Source organism: Pseudomonadota bacterium (genome assembly GCA_039024915.1).
GTDB lineage: Bacteria > Pseudomonadota > Alphaproteobacteria > Rhizobiales > MH13 > MH13.
The window spans coordinates 273,000-290,629 of sequence record JBCCPK010000002.1; the positions used below are offsets into that span (position 1 = coordinate 273,000).

Annotated in this window: 16 protein-coding genes; 8 read left to right on the top strand and 8 right to left on the bottom strand. The window is 57.1% G+C overall.

Annotated features, from left to right (window positions below):
* Positions 1-4: 4 nt before the first annotated feature.
* The 4 genes from AAF739_04595 to AAF739_04610 all read right to left on the bottom strand — a co-directional run bounded on the left by AAF739_04595 (position 5) and on the right by AAF739_04610 (position 3,906).
* Positions 5-841 carry an amino acid ABC transporter ATP-binding protein gene (locus AAF739_04595; protein ID MEM6381932.1) on the bottom strand — a complete coding sequence of 279 codons (837 nt, stop codon included), beginning with the start codon at positions 839-841 and terminating at the stop codon, positions 5-7.
* A 27-nt stretch (positions 842-868) separates the two neighbouring features.
* Positions 869-1,549: an amino acid ABC transporter permease gene (locus AAF739_04600; GenBank protein MEM6381933.1), complete on the bottom strand. Its 681-nt coding sequence runs from the start codon at positions 1,547-1,549 to the stop codon at positions 869-871.
* A gap of 148 nt (positions 1,550-1,697) precedes the next feature.
* Entirely contained in the window at positions 1,698-2,582 is an 885-nt protein-coding gene (locus AAF739_04605; GenBank protein ID MEM6381934.1) for an ABC transporter substrate-binding protein, read from the bottom strand.
* Between the two features lie 49 nt (positions 2,583-2,631).
* Entirely contained in the window at positions 2,632-3,906 is a 1,275-nt protein-coding gene (locus AAF739_04610) for a M20/M25/M40 family metallo-hydrolase (protein ID MEM6381935.1), read from the bottom strand.
* A gap of 358 nt (positions 3,907-4,264) precedes the next feature.
* Between AAF739_04610 and AAF739_04615 the strand changes: the two genes are divergently transcribed.
* A complete protein-coding gene (locus AAF739_04615) occupies positions 4,265-4,939 on the top strand; it encodes a GntR family transcriptional regulator (GenBank protein ID MEM6381936.1) in 675 nt (224 codons plus the stop codon).
* Here AAF739_04615 and AAF739_04620 read toward each other — a convergent pair.
* Positions 4,908-5,882 carry a DUF6282 family protein gene (locus tag AAF739_04620; protein MEM6381937.1) on the bottom strand — a complete coding sequence of 325 codons (975 nt, stop codon included), beginning with the start codon at positions 5,880-5,882 and terminating at the stop codon, positions 4,908-4,910. The two genes, AAF739_04615 and AAF739_04620, sit on opposite strands and share 32 nt — an antisense overlap.
* Before the next feature lie 20 nt (positions 5,883-5,902).
* Positions 5,903-6,640 (bottom strand): amino acid ABC transporter ATP-binding protein, encoded by a 738-nt coding sequence (locus AAF739_04625; GenBank protein MEM6381938.1) that lies wholly within the window; start codon positions 6,638-6,640, stop codon positions 5,903-5,905.
* 265 nt (positions 6,641-6,905) lie between these two features.
* Here AAF739_04625 and AAF739_04630 point away from each other — a divergent pair, with 265 nt between their 5' ends.
* The 7 genes from AAF739_04630 (at position 6,906) to hydA (ending at position 14,042) form a co-directional block, all read left to right on the top strand.
* Positions 6,906-7,766: a transporter substrate-binding domain-containing protein gene (locus AAF739_04630; protein MEM6381939.1), complete on the top strand. Its 861-nt coding sequence runs from the start codon at positions 6,906-6,908 to the stop codon at positions 7,764-7,766.
* A 102-nt stretch (positions 7,767-7,868) separates the two neighbouring features.
* Positions 7,869-8,543, top strand: a complete 675-nt coding sequence (locus AAF739_04635; GenBank protein ID MEM6381940.1) for an amino acid ABC transporter permease — start codon at positions 7,869-7,871, stop codon at positions 8,541-8,543.
* 2 nt (positions 8,544-8,545) lie between these two features.
* The gene (locus tag AAF739_04640; GenBank protein MEM6381941.1) at positions 8,546-9,283 is read left to right on the top strand and encodes an amino acid ABC transporter permease; all 738 of its coding nucleotides are present in this window, start codon (positions 8,546-8,548) and stop codon (positions 9,281-9,283) included.
* Positions 9,280-10,536 carry a (2Fe-2S)-binding protein gene (locus tag AAF739_04645; protein ID MEM6381942.1) on the top strand — a complete coding sequence of 419 codons (1,257 nt, stop codon included), beginning with the start codon at positions 9,280-9,282 and terminating at the stop codon, positions 10,534-10,536. The genes AAF739_04640 and AAF739_04645 overlap by 4 nt, the downstream gene beginning before the upstream one ends.
* Complete coding sequence (locus AAF739_04650; protein ID MEM6381943.1) at positions 10,533-11,684, top strand: FAD-binding oxidoreductase; 1,152 nt, start codon at positions 10,533-10,535, stop codon at positions 11,682-11,684. The genes AAF739_04645 and AAF739_04650 overlap by 4 nt, the downstream gene beginning before the upstream one ends.
* On the top strand, positions 11,681-12,646 hold the full coding sequence (locus AAF739_04655; GenBank protein MEM6381944.1) for a dihydrodipicolinate synthase family protein: 966 nt from the start codon (positions 11,681-11,683) through the stop codon (positions 12,644-12,646). The genes AAF739_04650 and AAF739_04655 overlap by 4 nt, the downstream gene beginning before the upstream one ends.
* The gene (gene hydA / locus AAF739_04660) at positions 12,633-14,042 is read left to right on the top strand and encodes a dihydropyrimidinase (protein ID MEM6381945.1); all 1,410 of its coding nucleotides are present in this window, start codon (positions 12,633-12,635) and stop codon (positions 14,040-14,042) included. The genes AAF739_04655 and hydA overlap by 14 nt, the downstream gene beginning before the upstream one ends.
* A 190-nt stretch (positions 14,043-14,232) precedes the next feature.
* On the opposite strand, the gene pflA is transcribed toward hydA, so the two are convergent.
* A complete protein-coding gene (pflA, locus tag AAF739_04665) occupies positions 14,233-15,006 on the bottom strand; it encodes a pyruvate formate-lyase-activating protein (protein ID MEM6381946.1) in 774 nt (257 codons plus the stop codon).
* Positions 15,007-15,070: 64 nt separating this feature from the next.
* Positions 15,071-17,344, bottom strand: coding sequence for a formate C-acetyltransferase (pflB, locus tag AAF739_04670; protein MEM6381947.1), 2,274 nt, complete (start codon positions 17,342-17,344; stop codon positions 15,071-15,073).
* Positions 17,345-17,630 lie beyond the last annotated feature (286 nt).

Genomic DNA, 17,630 nt, shown 5'->3' on the forward strand with positions numbered 1-17,630 from the left:
CACCTCAGTGCTGGAGGATTTTCGACAGGAACAGCCGCGTATGTTCGCTGTCGGGATCACTGAAGAACTTCTCCGGCGGCGCTTCCTCAACGATCCGACCGTCGTGCATCAGGATAACACGGTCGGCGGCGGCGCGTGCGAAGCCCATTTCATGGGTTACCACGATCATGGTCATGCCCTGTTCCGATAGATCGACCATCACATCGAGCACTTCGGAAATCATCTCGGGATCAAGCGCCGATGTTGGCTCATCAAACAGCATCACCTTGGGTTTCATCGCCAGCGCCCGCGCAATGGCAACACGCTGCTGCTGGCCGCCGGAAAGCTGGCGCGGATAGGCGTGCTCTTTGTCCGGCAAACCGACCCTTTTGAGTAGCGCGCGAGCTTCTTCTTCAACCTGCTTTCTATCACGCTTCATGACGCGCACAGGTGCCATCATGATGTTCTCGATCACGCTGACATGCGGAAACAGGTTGAAGTTTTGAAAAACCATACCGAGGTCGCGCTGCTGCACGGCGATTTCGGAGTCGCGCAGCGGCACGCGCTTACCGCCTTTGTCCTTCATACCCATGAGATGGCCGGCTGCGTGAATTGTTCCGCCATCGATGGTTTCAAGCTGATCGATACAGCGCAAAAGCGTGCTTTTCCCACTTCCCGATCGTCCGCATATCACCACCACCTCGCCTTTGCGTACGGTGAGCGAGACATCTTTTAGGACGTGGTTGCTAGCAAACGACTTCTCGACGCTGGCGATCATAATAACAGGCTCGCCCAACGAGCGGCTTTTTGACCGAACGTGCGTGGGCGATGCACCAACAGTTACCTCGCTAATGTCATCCATCGGGTTGTCCATGCATCGCACCCAAACCTAGCTGGTGGCGCCGACCGCTGCTGCGGGGCTCTTTTTACCGTTTGTCGGGACGGCCGCTTGAGGACCAAACGGCTTTTCGTAATGCGCTTCGATGCGGATCTGGATGAGACTCCAGATCGACACCAAGATCAAATACCAAACGGCGGCGACGGTATACGACTCGAGCACCCGGAACTCGACCTGCGCCAGCATTTGAGCCGTCCGCATCAACTCTTCCATAGAAATGACCGACGCAAGAGACGTGGTCTTGAGCATACCGTTAAACTGATTGCCGAGTGGCGGGATGATCGTGCGTGTCGCTTGGGGCAGGATCACCATCCACATGCGCTGCCGCCAGGTCATCCCAACCGCGCGCGACGCATCGGTTTGACCCTTATCTACTGACATTATTCCGGAGCGAATGATCTCGGCGATATAGGCCCCTTCGTTGAGAGCAAGCCCGATGATCGCTGACTCGATGACAGACAGACGGATGCCCAATTGCGGAAGGCCGGTGTAAATAATCACCAGTTGGATAAGGATTGGCGTGCCGCGGAACAACCAGATGTAGAATTCAGCAACCCATCGCAGACCGCGATTGCCGTACATCTTCATCAAGGCGGCAACCACCCCTAGACCAAGACCCAAAATCATCGAAATGACGCTCAGCCAGACGGTCGTCCAAGCTCCTTGGACCATCACACCGTTGACAAAGTATGAGAAGAAAACTTCCCAGCTCCAATTCACCTGCTACCTCGACTGGATTGTTGTCTTTTTGGGCAAACTGCCCGATCTCAGCCGCAGCGCGTCGTTTGCGCCGCGGCTGAGAACACATCGCGCGGATCGGCTATTCAGGGTTGTAGAAAATCTCGATATCGCCGGTGTAGTCTTCCCAGAACTGAATCTGGGTGGCGCCGTATGCGCTCATCATCTCGTCATAAGTCCCGTCTTCAACCATATCTTTGAGAACAGCCGAAACGGCATCGGCGAGTTCTTCACCTGTTTCGCCATCGAAACCAAAAGACGAGGGAAGGCCTGGATTAAGGCCGGAGGCTCCAACCGAAAACGAGCCGCGTTCCGCAAGGTAGGCGGCTGTGGCATCCGGTCCAAAAACGGCCACAACCTGCCCCGCCCCCAGTGCTGCAAAGGCGTCGCCGAAGGTGTTGAAGGCTTGGATATCCATCGACTCCATGCCGGCTTCGACCTGCTCCGCGTTAATCTCGCGGATCAGATTGTCAGCGAAGCCTGAGATTTCGGTCCCGACCGGTTGACCGGCAAGCTGTTCATAGCTGTCGATGCCCAGTGGATTGCCCTCCTGGACCACGATTGCCAACGCGTTCACAACGTACGGCACCATCCGCATGATCTTCGCGCGGTCGGGGTTGTAGTACATACCGGTGTTGACCATGTCCCAGCGCTTGCTGGCCAGCCCGGGAATCTGCACCTCAAATCCGACATTCATGTACACAGGCTCAAGGCAAAGCCGGCGGGCAATTTCGTTACCCAAGTCTGGGTGCAGGCCCTGAAGGTTCCCGTCTGCGTCGAGGAATTGGCGCGGCGGCAATGTCGCATTGATCGACATTGTGAGCTTACCCGGCTCAATCGTCGGCAGGTCTTCTGGACAGTCCTGAGCGTGGGCCTCTCCGCTGTTGGGCAGCGGGCTCGCGAGGAGCCCAAGACCGGCGACAATGCCGATCCCCATCGCAAGACCACTAGCTTTTAACAGGTTCATGACAACTTCCTTTCTGTTTTCCATGAGTTTCAGCCCTGCAGGCTTTTTTTCATCCATGATGGTGGGCCTTGCCACTGCACCAGTCCGTGAGAATCGTGGCCGTGACATCGACCATGCGTTGAAAGTCATCGACGTCGACCCACTCGTCGTGCCGATCATTTTGGGAGAGATCGCCTGCAAGGCATCCGAGGCCCACGCATGGGATACCCGCCTCAACGATAGGGTTACGAATGTCCGAGGAGGTGTGCATCGGATTGACGTGCGGGGTGTCGCCGGTGACTTTTAGGACGGCTGCCGCCGCCGTTCGGTAAAGCGGGTGTTGGGGAGAGACTTCGCCGCCCGTGACGCCCGTGATCCAATCGATCTGTGGAGGATGATCGCGCAGCCAAGGGTCGGCTTCAGTAGCCGCTTCGAGGCAGGCGGTTATCTCAGCCTTAACTTGCTGCATGGTTTCACCCGGCGGGAACGAAACAGCGCATCCCATTGAACATGTCTCATCGATGCGGGAGAAGCGCCGCATCTGTCCGCAAAAGATGCGAGAGACCATGATGTTTGTCGCGCGGCCCACCGCTTGTTCGATGAGCGGATGGCGGACCCGGGATGCGCGATCCTCGGCAAGCTCCATAAGAGCCTGTCGCAGAACCAGCGCTTTATCGATCGGGTTTACCGCAAGATGCGCAAAAGCGGTCTGCCCCGGCTCCGTCGTCGCGGGTTGCTTGCCTTGCACAGTGACTTGGAACTCCATCTGTCCCGACGCCACCGCTTTGATCTCGCGCATTCCCACACCCGATTCCGCAGGGTGGAGATACAGCGCGGCTTCCGCTGAGAGCCCGCCGTGCAGCAAAGCCGCGACACCCCGCGCGTAGCGCTTCGACGGCGTTGAGGCGAAAACGGCGCGCCCAATATTTTGGCCAGCCTCTGCGGCCTGTTCGATTGCCAGGACTGCGGACGCACAACCGGCGAGATCATCTGCAATGCCCCAGCCGTATAGCCGACCATCAGAGACTTCACCCGCGAAGGGGTTATGCGACCATGCGGAGATATCTTCGACGGGCTCACCATCGGGATGAGCAAACATCAACAAGCTCGGCTTGTTTGGATCACCGGGCAGCGTTCCAACGATTGCGGTGCGTCGTTCGGTGGCCCGTGCAGCATCCTTGGCAAACTCACCGACCACCTTCACCTCGTCCGGATCGTACTCAACCGCTTGGACTTCGCAGCCGGACGCTTCCAATCGAGCAGCGATGAGCGACTGAACTTCCTGCTCACCGCCACATTGCGCACTCACCAACTCGCGGAGGAACGATATTGCTTTGTCAGCCATATAAAAAGATCGAAAGCCCATTGCATGCATACACATCGTATACAATTTAGCTTGTTGCGATTTTCGTTTCTTTGCAAGATGCTTTTTTGGTTTGTACCAAACGGTGCGCTATGGGTTGGCTGAAAGCACCCGAAGATCGCTGGGAAAAAGCCGGCCCGTTTGCAAGAAAGACTTGAAGACAGCGCAGGTCGGTGTTTTGGGGGCGCTGAGTTATGCGTTTTCGGCAAGAGTTATCGAGCAGGTCGCGTAAACAAGCGGGGTCCGAAGCGCCTGGACAGCCACAAATGCCCCGCCGATTACTGTTCACTGAAAAAGGCTTTTGATTTTGGATCGCGATAAACTTCAAGCTACGGTGAACGTGCCTGATCTAGCTGATACTCTTGAACCACTCGGGACTGCCGCGTCTGCTAGCCTCAACCTATCTAGCCTCGCCTACAAATCCATCTCCGAAATGATCTACCAACGCCAGCTTCGCGGCGGGGAAGTTGTCGTTGAGCAAAGGTTGGCCGAAGCTCTTGGGGTGTCGAGAACGCCACTCCGCGAAGCACTGCAACGGCTGGAAGGCGAAGGGCTTGTTGTAAAAGTCGCAAATCGATCGTTTGTTGTGCGCCGCGTGGACCTTCAGGAGTACTTGGAGAGCCTTAAAGTGCGCGAAATCCTTGAGCCCGAGGCGGCCGCGCTAGCGATTGGGCACATCGATCAAGAGACGTTTCGCGCCGTTCGCACCGAATTGAACCAACTCAAGAGCGCAACCAAATACCATACGCACGCACATTGGATATCTGACGACAACTTGCACACGATGTATTCCGATGTATGCGGCAATGCAGTTCTCGCGGACACGATCCAAGCGCTGCGAATTACGACGCGGCTATTTGAGATTGAACGGCTGGCTGATCGCGTTGGTCCGGACTCATCCGAACATTTAGACATTCTAGCAGCGCTCGAAGCCAACGATAAAACTGGAGCGCGGCGCGCGGTCCGCGCGCACATTCGGTCGCTCAGACGCTTTGCAACGAAGTTGCTTCGCTAGAACCGACCTTGAACAACCTGGCTGGGGTGTGCCGGATTGCCTCAGCAAGGGTGTTGTTGGGGACGCCGCAAGCTTCAAGGGTTCGGACAAAACTGAGCAAACCCTCCACCGGGGTCGGCAAAATAGACACCCCGCAATCGCTCGACAGAATGAGACTTCCCGGCGGTGCTGCCATGGCGAGCTCGGCCATCTGTGAGGCACTGATGCGACCAATCGTGTGGCGCTCTTTGTCGACGTGGGTAAGGCCAACCTCTGCAGCGGGCGACATGAAAAAAAACGACAGCTCGACCACAGCGCCAAGGCCAGTCAGGTCGGCAACATCATGAACGGTAAAGCTGTTGGCCGGCACAAGAATACGCCGGACGCCAGCAGCCTTCGCAAGTTCGGTCACACGTAGGGCTTCAAGCGCGCTGAGATGCCCAACATTCAAAACGACATCGCTGGCGGCAATCAAATCAAGAATTTTCAGCACTGCATCGGGGAGCGGGCCGCTTTCTGGCACCGCAAAGCAAGCGTCAATGTAAGCCCGCGATCGGCCCTCGGCCTTTGCAACATGGCGGGTGTGGTGGGTCGGCAGCGAGATGAAGCGGCAAGGCCTCTTCGGTGTGTCCAGCTGATGATAGGCTAAGCCGAGTGCCGCGCTCACCGCTTCGACAGAGATTCCTCCAGCCTGGGGCTCCATAATCAGGCCACCAAAGACGTCTAAATCGCTCTGAGATCGCGCCGCCCCAACGAGAGCCGCCATGGCGGCAGAGTTGCTGAAATTGTCCATCAAACCAATGCCGGCGAAGCCCGCACGGTCTGCTTGCTCGGCTGCCTCCAGCGCATTCAAGCGCCGAGCGTTAAGATGGGGACACGCGTGGATGTGCCCATCAACAGCCCCGCGAAGCAGCCGACAGTCGGCGTCGCCGAGAGGCGTGTCCTGCCGTGGTTCAACTGGCACGTCGATCACGCCCGGGGCCACTAGTGGCGAAGGATTTTTGCGGTGAAGTCCCTCAAGCGATCCGTCTCAGGATTGTCGAATACTTGAGCGGGCGGCCCAGACTCTACAACCGTCCCTTTGTCCATGAAGACAACACAGCCAGCAACTTCTCGCACGAAAGCCATCTCGTGGCTGACGATCAGCATGGTCATTCCCTCATCGGCAAGGAGCCTGATCGTATCAAGGACCTCAGTGACCAATTCCGGATCGAGAGCGGACGTCACCTCATCAAGCAACAATATGTCAGGCTTCAGCGCGAGCGCCCGGGCGATTGCAACGCGTTGCTGCTGACCACCGGAAAGTTCGTCTGGATAGGCATCAAGCTTATCCCCAAGACCGACCTTTGCGAGGAGCTCAGAAGCCAGATTTTCAACCTCCGTCTTCTTGCGTTTTTTTACGATGTCGGGAGCGATGGTCACGTTGCGCAACGCAGTCATATTCTGAAACAGATTGTATTGCTGAAAGACGATGGCAAATCGATCTCGCGCCTTCCGGAGCGACTTACCGTCGGCGTAATCAATGGTCTCTCCACCAATCCGCACAACGCCGGTCTTAGGTCGAGACAAGCCAACTAGGGCTCGCAGAAGCGTCGACTTGCCAGACCCCGACGGGCCGATGAGCGCCGCAATCTCACCCTTTTCGATGGCAATGTTTACATCCCTGAGCACGGGGACGTTGCCATACCCGGCGCTTATGCCGTCGACTGAAAGATAGGCCATAAATCCTCGTCTCGTTGTCTCGCATGCCGGCCTCAAATTACTTGGCTGGACAGAGTGTAGCGCGCAAGTTTGCTCAGATGAGTTCCGAGCCAGCACGCTTGACTTTACCGACTTCGATCAAACCGCCGAAGGGTTTTCCCTGCCACCAACCGGCGTCAACCCTGCAAAGACAACTTGCATCGACATACAAAAAGTGCCTAGTCTCTATCGCAAAATTGTACAAGCATTGTATGCAATGTGAACACAAAAGTTGGGAGCGCGAGCGATGACAGACCACAAGAAAACTAAGGATACCAACCTTTTCACCCGCCGTGCAGCTCTTGGCATGGCTGCCGGTGCGGCGGCGATTCCAGCGCTTGCCGCGACGACGCAACAGGCCAGTGCCCGTCCGCTTGAAGACGTGCTTTCATCATCAACACTGCGCGCTGGCATCAACCCGACGCTGGTGCCGTTCGGTACATTCAATGACCGAAACGAGATCGACGGTTTTGATGCCGACATCGCAAAAGAACTCGCCAGATTGATGAACGTGGAACTGGAGATCGTTCAAGTCGGCAGCCCGGACCGCATTCCGTTCCTACAAGCTGATCGGATCGATATCGTCCTCGGCGCGATCACCCGTACAGTTTCCCGCGCGCTCGTAATTGATTACACCATTCCCCTGCACACACAGACGGTAGCCGTCCTGACAAAGGATGAAACGTCTGTCCCGATCAACAGCCTGGCCGATCTCAACAACCCTGAGGTCCGGCTCGTTCAGGTGCGCGGAACTATTGGCGTGCCATGGATCGAAGCCAACGCGCCGGAAGCCCAGCTGACGCTCCTCGACAACTACCCCGATACCTTCCGCGCCATGCAACAGGGACGGGCCGACGCCATGGTCGACGTCATCGAATCCGTCGTCATTCCGATGCAGGAAGTCGAGGGTGTGGGCTGGCGCATTCTGGACGAGACGATAAGCAACACATGGGTTGGCGTTGGCGTTCAAAAGGGCAACCATACACTGCGCGACTTCATGAACATCGCGTTGTTCGAGCTGCACCAGAATGGGTTTGTTGATGCCACCTGGGAAAAGTGGTTCGGTGTGCCCATGCAAACTCCCGTGCCGCTCAATCCAATCTTCTGATCTCAACAAGCTTCTGGGCGGCTATCCACACCTGAGAAGCAACACTGGATTGCTAGGACTGCACGACGCCGTCGTCATGGCTTGCGGCACGTCCTGGCACTGATGCTTATGCAGCTGCAGTACGGGCAGATTGTCCAATATATCCCTGACTTTTTCGCCGGTGCGCTCGTTGCGCTCGAGCTTTCGGTTCTGGCGTTTCTTATCGGGGTTATTTTGGGGCTCGTTGGGGCTGCAACCATCACATATGGCAACATGCCGGCACGTATCGCCGTGCGGTGCTATGTGAGCTTTTTTACCAACACGCCGCAGCTGGTCCAGATCTTCTTTCTATTCTTCGCATTGCCGGAATTCGGTATCCTGCTCAGCCCGTATCAGGCGGTTCTTCTGGGCATGACGCTGAACGCGGCTGGCTACCTGACGGAAATTCAACGGGCGGGCTTCCAATCCATCCAAAGAGCTGAAGTCGAGGCCGCTGAAACGCTTGGCTTCTCGCGGGTTCAAACAGTTTGGTACGTCATCGCGCCACATATTATCCGGGCGCTCTATCCAGCCCTTTCCAACCACTACATTCTGATGACGCTGGGCACGTCGATGGCCGCCATTTTTGGGGTCGAGGAATTAACGGGTCGTGCGCTGAACGCCAACGCGATCAGCTTCCGCTCTTTCGAAATTTTCTCGGTCACGGCGCTGATCTATATCGGCCTCACGATTGTGGCGTCTGTCATCCTTTACGCCCTTGGGCGCTACTTTTTCCGCGTCAAAGTGAAGGTCTTCTGATCGTGGATGCAATCGGTCGCCTGTTCGAAGAGGCACCAAGGTTTTACACCTATTGGAACCTCATTTTTCTGGGTGAAGCCGCACTCAACACGCTAATGGTGTCGTTTTTCGGTTGCCTGATCGGCTACCTGATCGGCTTCATCATTGCCACGCTGCGTGTCGCGCTCATCAACCCGGTCGGACCACTGCGATGGTTCTTGATCACCTACACCGAGATGGTTCGACGGATCCCGTTTCTGGTCCTTCTCCTATGCGTGTTCTTTGCTTTCCAACTTTCGGGCGCAGAGGTGACACTGTTTATCATTGCTACGACCGCCGTAGCGCTGCGCATGTCAGCCTTGGCGGCAGAGAACATCAGGGCTGGCTATGACGCGATCAATCCGCGCCAGTGGGAAGCGGCCATCTCGATGAACATGACGCCGATCTCGACCCTGTTTCGGGTCATCCTTCCGCAAGCGTGGAAAATCATCCTGCCGCCCTCCACGATCCATACGGTCAGCATGATCAAAGAAACGTCGCTCATTTCGCAGATCGGGTTCCTTGAGTTGACCTTTGCCGCGCGAATGCTCAACCAGCGCGGGTTCTCCGCGCTGATCTGCTACGGAACCGTTCTGGTCCTCTATTTCATTATTTCCTGGTCCTTCGCGCGCGCCGGTAAGGCGGCGGAGAAAAAACTCGTTCACGCCCCGCGCTCGCCCAACGCGCAAAACATTGAAACGCCCCGCGTGGTGCCGCAATGATAGGAACACCAGGACAGTTCGATCTGGTCGTGTTGGGTACAACCCAGGTCGCCCGGCAAACAGCCGAGGCGGCACAGGGATGCGGCCTCAAGACAAAGCAGATCAATCGAAGCTGCGAAGCGTCCGCTTTTCTCGCCGACCCGATCCTTGCCGAATCTGAAGAGACCGTGTGGTCGGTCATTCCAGCGCCGGGCGTCGGTTTCCGCGTGGATGTTATTGGAGGAGATGGCGCGAAGTCCTTTCTCACTCAGCGGATAGCTGCAGAAGCGGTGCCAATCGAGATCGTAGTCCCATTTCCCGGCTGGGCGCTTGGCGGTGTCATGGCACTTGGCGAAGGCGTGCGCTTAGTCAATCGCGGCAAGTCAGCCAGAGCGATCTTGGCTGGTCGCGGCGACGCTTTCTGGTCGGGCATTGCGTCGTGTCTAGCAAGCGGGGCGGTTCCGACCGCCGTTGTTTGCGTCGATGGCGGCGGCGCTTCAAACGATCAGGTGGAAAGCACGGTCAGAGCAGAGCTTAGCGGGCGCCATATTCCCGTCTACGACGACTACAGGATCATCGAAGCGGTTGGAACGGATAGCGTCGAAGGTACTTTGATCGCGCCTAACGGCACCACATGGGCCACGCCCCGAGCGCTGGAAGCCGACGTAATCTTCGTCCACGACGGTTTAACCTGGCGCGATGAAATTCCGCGGTTGCTCGGCGCTCAAATGTCCTTCCTCTCAAGTGGCGACGGTGAGGCGGCGACCTGTGACGCGTTTGGGCGAACGACCGTTTCAGGGCTTTACTCCATTCCAAGAGAAGAAAGCAGAGCTTGCGCCCTCGGAACACAGGTCGCGAAAGATGCCGCCGAAGGCACGCATTGGGTGACAAGCAACGAATTTGGAGCGGGCGATGGCGACCGTTTGGACGTAGCAAAACAACCGGTCTGGGCCAGCGAACTATCTGATTTGCCGCCGGACCTTCAGGTTTGTCGCTTTGAACCGCAGACCGTAGGCGATTTGAGGAAAGCCATTGATGCAGGTGCCCAGGATATGAACCAGCTTAAGCAGTTCACGCGCATGGGTATGGGTGTTTGCCAAGGCCGTCCTTGCGAAGAAATTACCGCCAGGCTGATGGCGCAACATCTCAGCGTGTGCCGTAGCGACGTGGGACGCTGGACTATGCGACCGCCGTTGGAGATGGTCGACCTGTCCACTCTCGCAGGAACATTTGATTACGCAGATATTCCAATACCGAGGCCCGCGCCCCTATGAGCAACCTTGCAACAGATAACCACGATCTGGTGGTCGTTGGCGGGGGCGTTCTCGGGTCAACAGTTGCGCTTTTCGCTGCGCGGGGCGGAATGAATGTCGGATTAATTGATCGCGGCCCCATTTGCCGTGAGGCATCGGGCACCAACGCTGGCACGCTCACGATGCAGATGACCCGCGTGGCGCTGATCCCGTACGCGCTGGAAGGTCACCGCATGTGGGCAAATGCGCAGTCGTGGCTGGGGCACGATGTTGGTGTGCAGGTTTGCGATGGGCTGTCTTTGGCATTCACCGAAAACGAGGAAGAAATCCTTGTTGAACGTGCGAACCTGCGCCGGGAGGCAGGGGCACCAATCGAGCTAATTACTGCGCACCGCGCAAAACAGATCGAACCAGGCCTTGGAGACGGCATCAGGGTAGCTGCACACTGTACAGTCGATGGCTATGCCGCTGCTTATTTGACCGGCCGCGCGTATCGAAACGCCTTAGAACAGGCAGGGGTGACCCTCTACGAGGGCTGCCCGGTCAAGGGAATTGAACAGGGCCAAAACAGCTTCACAATCGTTTCCGCTATGCGTCGCGTTCGCGCTCGACGCTTAGTCCTTGCTGGCGGCGTTTGGCTGGAAACGATGCTTGGTTGGCTCGGCGTAAAAGTTCCCGTCAAGGTGCTCGTCAACCAACTCGCGGTAACCACACCGATAAAGCCCGTGATGCGGACTGTCCTAGGAATAGCCAGCGGGCTCCTGTCGCTCAAGCAGTTTCCACACGGCTCTGTCGTTATTGGCGGGGGTTGGCAAGCACGCGGCGATAAGGATCGTGACCGGGGCACGGTCTTGCCAGATCAAGTCGTCGGCAATACGCGGCTCGCAATCCATACGATCCCGCAACTGAGAGATGCAAAGCTGCTGCGAGCATGGACAGGGTATGAGGCCGAAACCGAAGATGCCATGCCCATGGTTGGCCCAGTGCCTAACGTCGATGGTGCGTACGTCTGTGGGTCGATCCACTCTGGCTACACCAGTGGTCCCTACATCGCAAAACTCCTGGCTGATCACCTTCTCGGTAGGGAACCTGAAAGGCCGCTGTTTCCTATAGATCGATTGCTTCTCGCGCGCACGCCGCCCCAACGTATTGCGGAAGGCGTTGCATGAACAGCTCGATACACGATCGCCTGCAAGGCATTCACGCGGCGACCGTTGTACCGATGACGAGTGCTTTTGATCTCGATGAAGGCGCGCTGCGAGACCACATCGTCTGGGTTTCGCATACCCCGGGCATTCGCGGCCTGCTGGTGAACGGACACGCCGGCGAAAACACAGTGCTTTCAAGCGCTGAAAAGAGACGCGTGATCGCAATCGCACGCGAGGTGGCGCCGCAGGACTGCCTGATCTGTTCCGGAGTCAATGCAGAATCCAGCCTCCAAGCCGCACGTGACGCGGAAGATGCCGAAACGGCGGGTGCAGACATCCTTCTTGTATTCCCGCCGAACAGCTTCGCACTCGCGCATGACGAGCGTTCCGCGGCAATTCATCACCACTTTGTCGAACACGCATGTTCCCTGCCGCTGCTTTTGTACGGAGCACCACTTCATGCCGGCGCGATGGCGTACTCACCTCACGTGCTCAAAGAACTTGCCGCGCGGGAGCGCATCGTCGGTATCAAGGAGGGCAGCTGGGAGGTTGCCGCCTATGAGGAGACGTGGCGCTACTTCCAGTCTGAAAGTAAAGACTTTGCAGTCCTCGGCTCAGGCGATGAGCACCTGCTGACAAGCTATCTGATCGGAAGCGTCGGCAGCCAGGTCAGCCTCGCGGCACTCGCACCAGACCTTCTGGTTCGGTTTTATGAAGCAGCGTCAGCACAGCATTGGGATCGGGCACGTTCCATACACGATCTGATCTACCCGCTCGCCCGCGCCATCTACCGTGAACAACCGGCGGCCCGGGCAACTGCGCGCATCAAGGGTGCCTTGTTCCTGATGGGCCTGCTTGCAAGCGCGGCGGTTCGCCCACCCCAACCAGAATTGTCCCAAGTGGAATGGGACTTGCTTGACGGTGCCCTTTCCGCTTCAGGCCTCAAGGAAACCGGACGGGAGAAAGACTATGCCGGAATTTGATTTGGTGGTCCGTGGCGGAACGGTCGTCACCGCAAGCGACACGATGAAGGCAGATGTCGGCATCACGGAAGGCAAGATCGTCGCACTGGGAGAGAGCCTTTCCAGTGCAGCTGAAGAGATCGACGCGTCCGGCCTCCTGGTGCTTCCTGGCGGGATCGACAGCCATGTTCACATTGAACAGCCATCAGGCCCCGGAATCGTGATGGCGGACGATTTCGAGTCTGCGACACGCGCTGCGCTGGCTGGCGGCAACACTTGCATTATGCCCTTCGCACTTCAGGAGCGCGGAAACAGCTTACGCGAAAGTGTTGAATCCTATCGGAAAAAAGCGGAGGGGCGATGCCATATCGACACGTCGTTCCACCTCATCATTTCTGATCCAACCCAACAGGTGCTGGGCCAGGAGCTGCCAGCTTTGGTCAAGGATGGTTATACCTCGTTCAAGGTGTTCATGACGTATGATGATCTCGTCTTGAGCGACAAAGAACTGCTGGAAGTGTTCGACGTGGCGCGGCGCGAGAAAGCCCTCGTCATGGTCCATTGCGAGGGCTACGACGCCATCCGCTTTATGACCGAGAGGCTGGAGAACGCTGACAAAACAGCTCCCTACTACCATGGCATATCCCGCCCCGAGATCGTCGAACGTGAGGCTGCACACCGCGCCATCAGCCACGCCCAATTGGTTGATGTGCCAATTATGATTGTGCACGTGTCAGGCCGCGAGGCGATGGAGCAAATCCAGTGGGCGAAATCCCGTGGCATGAAGATCTATGGCGAAACCTGTACGCAGTACATAACGCTAACTGAAGACGACATGCGCGGGCTCAACATGGATATGGCAGGAGCAAAATACGTTTGCTCGCCACCTCCGCGCGACGAGGAGAGCCAAAAGGCGATCTGGGAAGGCATTCAGCAAGGCGTATTCCACACTTTCTCGTCGGATCATTGCCCATTCCGTTACGAAGGCACCGACGGTAAACAAAACCCGAAAGCGCGGACCTCGTTTCGCTGGGTTCCGAACGGAATACCTGGAGTTGAGACGCGGCTGCCTGTGTTCTTCTCCGAAGGCGTCTCGAAAGGCCGCATTTCGCTGCAGCAGTTCGTAGCACTGACCTCGACCAATCATGCACGCATGTATGGTCTCTACCCGAAAAAGGGCTCAATCGGGATCGGCTTCGATGCAGACCTGACGATTTGGGATCCCAACGAAAAACGCACGATCCGCCAACAGGACTTACATCACGGTGCCGACTACACGCCGTGGGAAGGCTTTGAGGTGACCGGCTGGCCGAAGATGGTTGTTTTTGGCGGTCGGCTGGCGATGAATGATGGCGAAATACTCACTGAGCCTGGCAACGGCTGCGTTCTCGAGCGCGAGCTCTCTCCCTATGCATGATATGGGCAATACCGGCCGGTGTTCGTTGTCCCTCGGTTTCCGCCAAGCATCCTCTGAAAGGTAGAAGCTCCAGCCGAAACGAACTTTGGGGTGCTGTTGAGGAACACGGCTCCCCGTTTTATCCATATTTGGTTTTGCAACGCCGATACGCTCCTTGCTGGCGCCAGTGGGCGGGACGACAAGAAAACCATTAGTAGACCCTTAGACCACGAGACGCGAACTGCCGATGTACCCGGTTCAAAAGCACGTCGTCTGGCGGTTTGGTTTCAGACAGCGGGTAAGGCAAACCTAGCTCACGCCATTTATAAGCGCCCATCTGGTGGAACTTGAGCACTTCGACCCGGTCGACTGTCTCCAGTGATGCGATGAAATCCGCCAAAGCGGCGACGTCGTCTTCGTCGTCCGTCAGGTCAGGGACGAGGACAAATCGGATCCACATGGTCTTGCCAGCGTCCGATAGGCGCTTCGCAAAATGTAGAACCGGAGCATTAGATTGGCCAGTGACGCGGTGGTGGATCTTCTCATCAAAGGCCTTGAGATCGAGAAGCCAAAGATCAACGTCCTCCAGAAGCCCGGACGGTACGGCCTCGCCGAGATAACCATTGGTATCGAGCGCGACATGCAGCCCTCGTCTCTTCATCTTTCGCACGATCGTCGCCACGAACGGCGCTTGCACCATCACCTCGCCGCCAGACAAGGTTACGCCGCCGCCGTACTTGATGAGGAAGTCCGCGTACCGCTCGACTTCCGCCATCATATCGTCAGCCGTCACATGAAGCCCGTGCTTGAGCTTCCACGTATCGGGGTTGTGGCAATATTGGCAGCGGAAGTGGCAACCGGAGAGGAAGGCCACGAAGCGTATGCCGGGGCCATCCAATGTCCCTCCGGTCTCGATGGAATGAATGTAGCCCGCCTCTTTGGCCAGGCGATCACGAGGCAGCCGCACGACACCCGAAGTCTGCATCGCGCGCTTTTGAATCGCGTAGCGGTGGCTCGCCAGGTGCGCGAAGCTTTCTCGGTCTCGCAGTTCAGGCAGCGCCGAGTTCCTCGTGGAAGGTCCGTTTGAGGACCTCCTCCTGCTGTTCGCGCGTCAGCTTGATGAAGTTCACAGCGTAGCCCGAGACGCGAACGGTCAGTTGCGGGTACTTCTCGGGATTCTGCATCGCATCGCGCAGCGTCTCGCGATTAAAGACGTTGACATTGATGTGGTGGCCACCGTCATCGGTAAATTTCGACAGGATGGTTCGAAGATTAGATACCCGGTCCTCGGCTGCACGACCAAGACCCTCTGGAACAATTGAGAAGGTGTAGGAGATACCGTCTTGGGCATGTTCATAGGGCAGCTTTGCAACAGACGTTGCGGATGCAATCGCTCCGAGTTTGTCGCGGCCATGCATGGGATTAGCCCCCGGCGCGAACGGTTCCCCCGACCGTCGCCCATCGGGTGTCGCACCCGTCATCTTTCCGTAGACGACGTTAGAGGTGATTGTCAGAACGGATTGGGTATGCACCGACCCACGGTGGGCGGGATTCTGACGAACCTTGTTCATGAAGCTTTCAACGAGCTCAGCGGCAAGGTCATCGACGCGCGGATCGTTGTTACCGAAGGCGGGAATATCCGAGCCCTCAATCCGGTAATCGACCGCCAGACCGGTGGTGTTCCTTCCAACATGGACGGTGCCATACTTGATCGCGGCAAGACTGTCGGCGACCACTGAAAGACCTGCAATACCGCACGCCATCGTGCGGTATACGTCGCGGTCATGCAGCGCCATTTCGAGCCGCTCATAATTGTACTTGTCGTGCATATAGTGGATTATATTGAGCGCCTGCACATAGACCTTGGCGAGCCAGTCAACGAACTGGTCGTACTTCTCACGAACCTCGTCATACTCGAGCACATCGCCGGTGATCGGCTCTATGGCTGGGCCCACCTGATCGCCGGAAACTTCATCACGCCCTCCGTTGATCGCGTACAGCAAAGCCTTTGCGAGGTTCACGCGTGCGCCGAAGAACTGCATCTGCTTGCCGATACGCATCGCTGAAACACAGCACGCAATGCCGTAGTCATCGCCCCAGTAAGGCCGCATCAGATCGTCGTTCTCATACTGAATTGATGAGGTATCGATCGACGTCTGAGCACAAAAGTCCTTGAACGCGGTGGGCAAATCGTTCGACCACAACACGGTCAGGTTGGGCTCCGGCGCGGGACCAAGGTTGTAAAGTGTCTGGAGGAAGCGGAAGCTCGTCTTGGTGACGAGAGGGCGCCCGTCTTCGCCCATCCCACCGATGCATTCGGTCGCCCATATCGGATCGCCGGTAAACAACGCGTTGTAGCCGGGCGTGCGCAAAAAACGCACCAGCCGAAGCTTTATGACGAGGTCGTCTATCAGCTCCTGCGCTTCGGATTCTGACAGCGAACCGTCGGCTATGTCGCGCGCAAGGTAGATATCGAGAAACGTGGCGACTCGCCCAACGGACATCGCTGCACCATTTTGATCCTTGATCGCTCCCAGATAGGCGAAATAGGTCCATTGGACCGCTTCATGCGCTGTTTTGGCGGGCTGCGATATGTCGAAGCCATAGCCTTGCGCCATAACCTTCAGATCTTGCAGCGCGCGTATCTGATCACTGATCTCTTCACGCTGACGGATCGTGTCCTCGTCCATCACATCGCGTTCGAGTGAGAGCTGTTGATCGCGCTTGTCGGCGATGAGCGCGTCCACTCCGTACAGGGCGACCCGCCGGTAATCGCCAATGATGCGACCCCGGCCATACGCGTCCGGCAATCCCGTCACCACACCACAGTGGCGGGCCTTCTTGATCTCGGTGGTATAAGCGTCGAACACGCCTTGATTGTGGGTCTTCCGATAGTCCGTGAAGATCGTCTCGATCTCGCTGTCGGGCTCAAAACCATAGGCCTTCAGCGCATCATCCACCATGTGGATGCCGCCATTTGGGAAGATTGCGCGCTTGAGCGGAGCATCAGTTTGCAGGCCAACGATCTTCTCCTTGCCCTTGTCGATGTAACCGGGACCGAATGCCGTTAAGGATGAGGGCGTCTTCGGGTCAACGTCGAGGACGCCCCGTTTGCGCTCTTCGGCGTACAGCTCGAGCACCTGCTTCCAGACCGCAGATGTCCGGGGAGTCGCATCTGCAAGAAAGACGCCGTCGCCGTCATAAGGGCTGTAATTGCGTTGGATGAAATCGCGGACGTCGATTTCGTTGGACCAGCGCCCGGACACGAACCCATGCCAGGGACCCTCCAAGATGGATTCGGTATGCGGGTGGTGCTTCAGCATTCGATCACTCCGTCGACAGCTTCTCACAACACAACGCTAACGGTGGTTGCATCGCTCGGACATTGTGGCTCTTACCACCTTGCGTCGCTTTTCACTCTGAATGCGCAAAACCCAGAAAAAAACCGGTTTCGGCATACCGGGTGACGCGTATAGACAAGCTCATTCTAATGCATTCGTAATGGTGTCACGTCAAGAAGATTAGACAGCATCAAGCGCAATAACCGTTTGACGCTTGTGCTTTGAAGCGTCTTCCGCTGCCTAACGAAGTTCGGTGATTAAAGGAGCT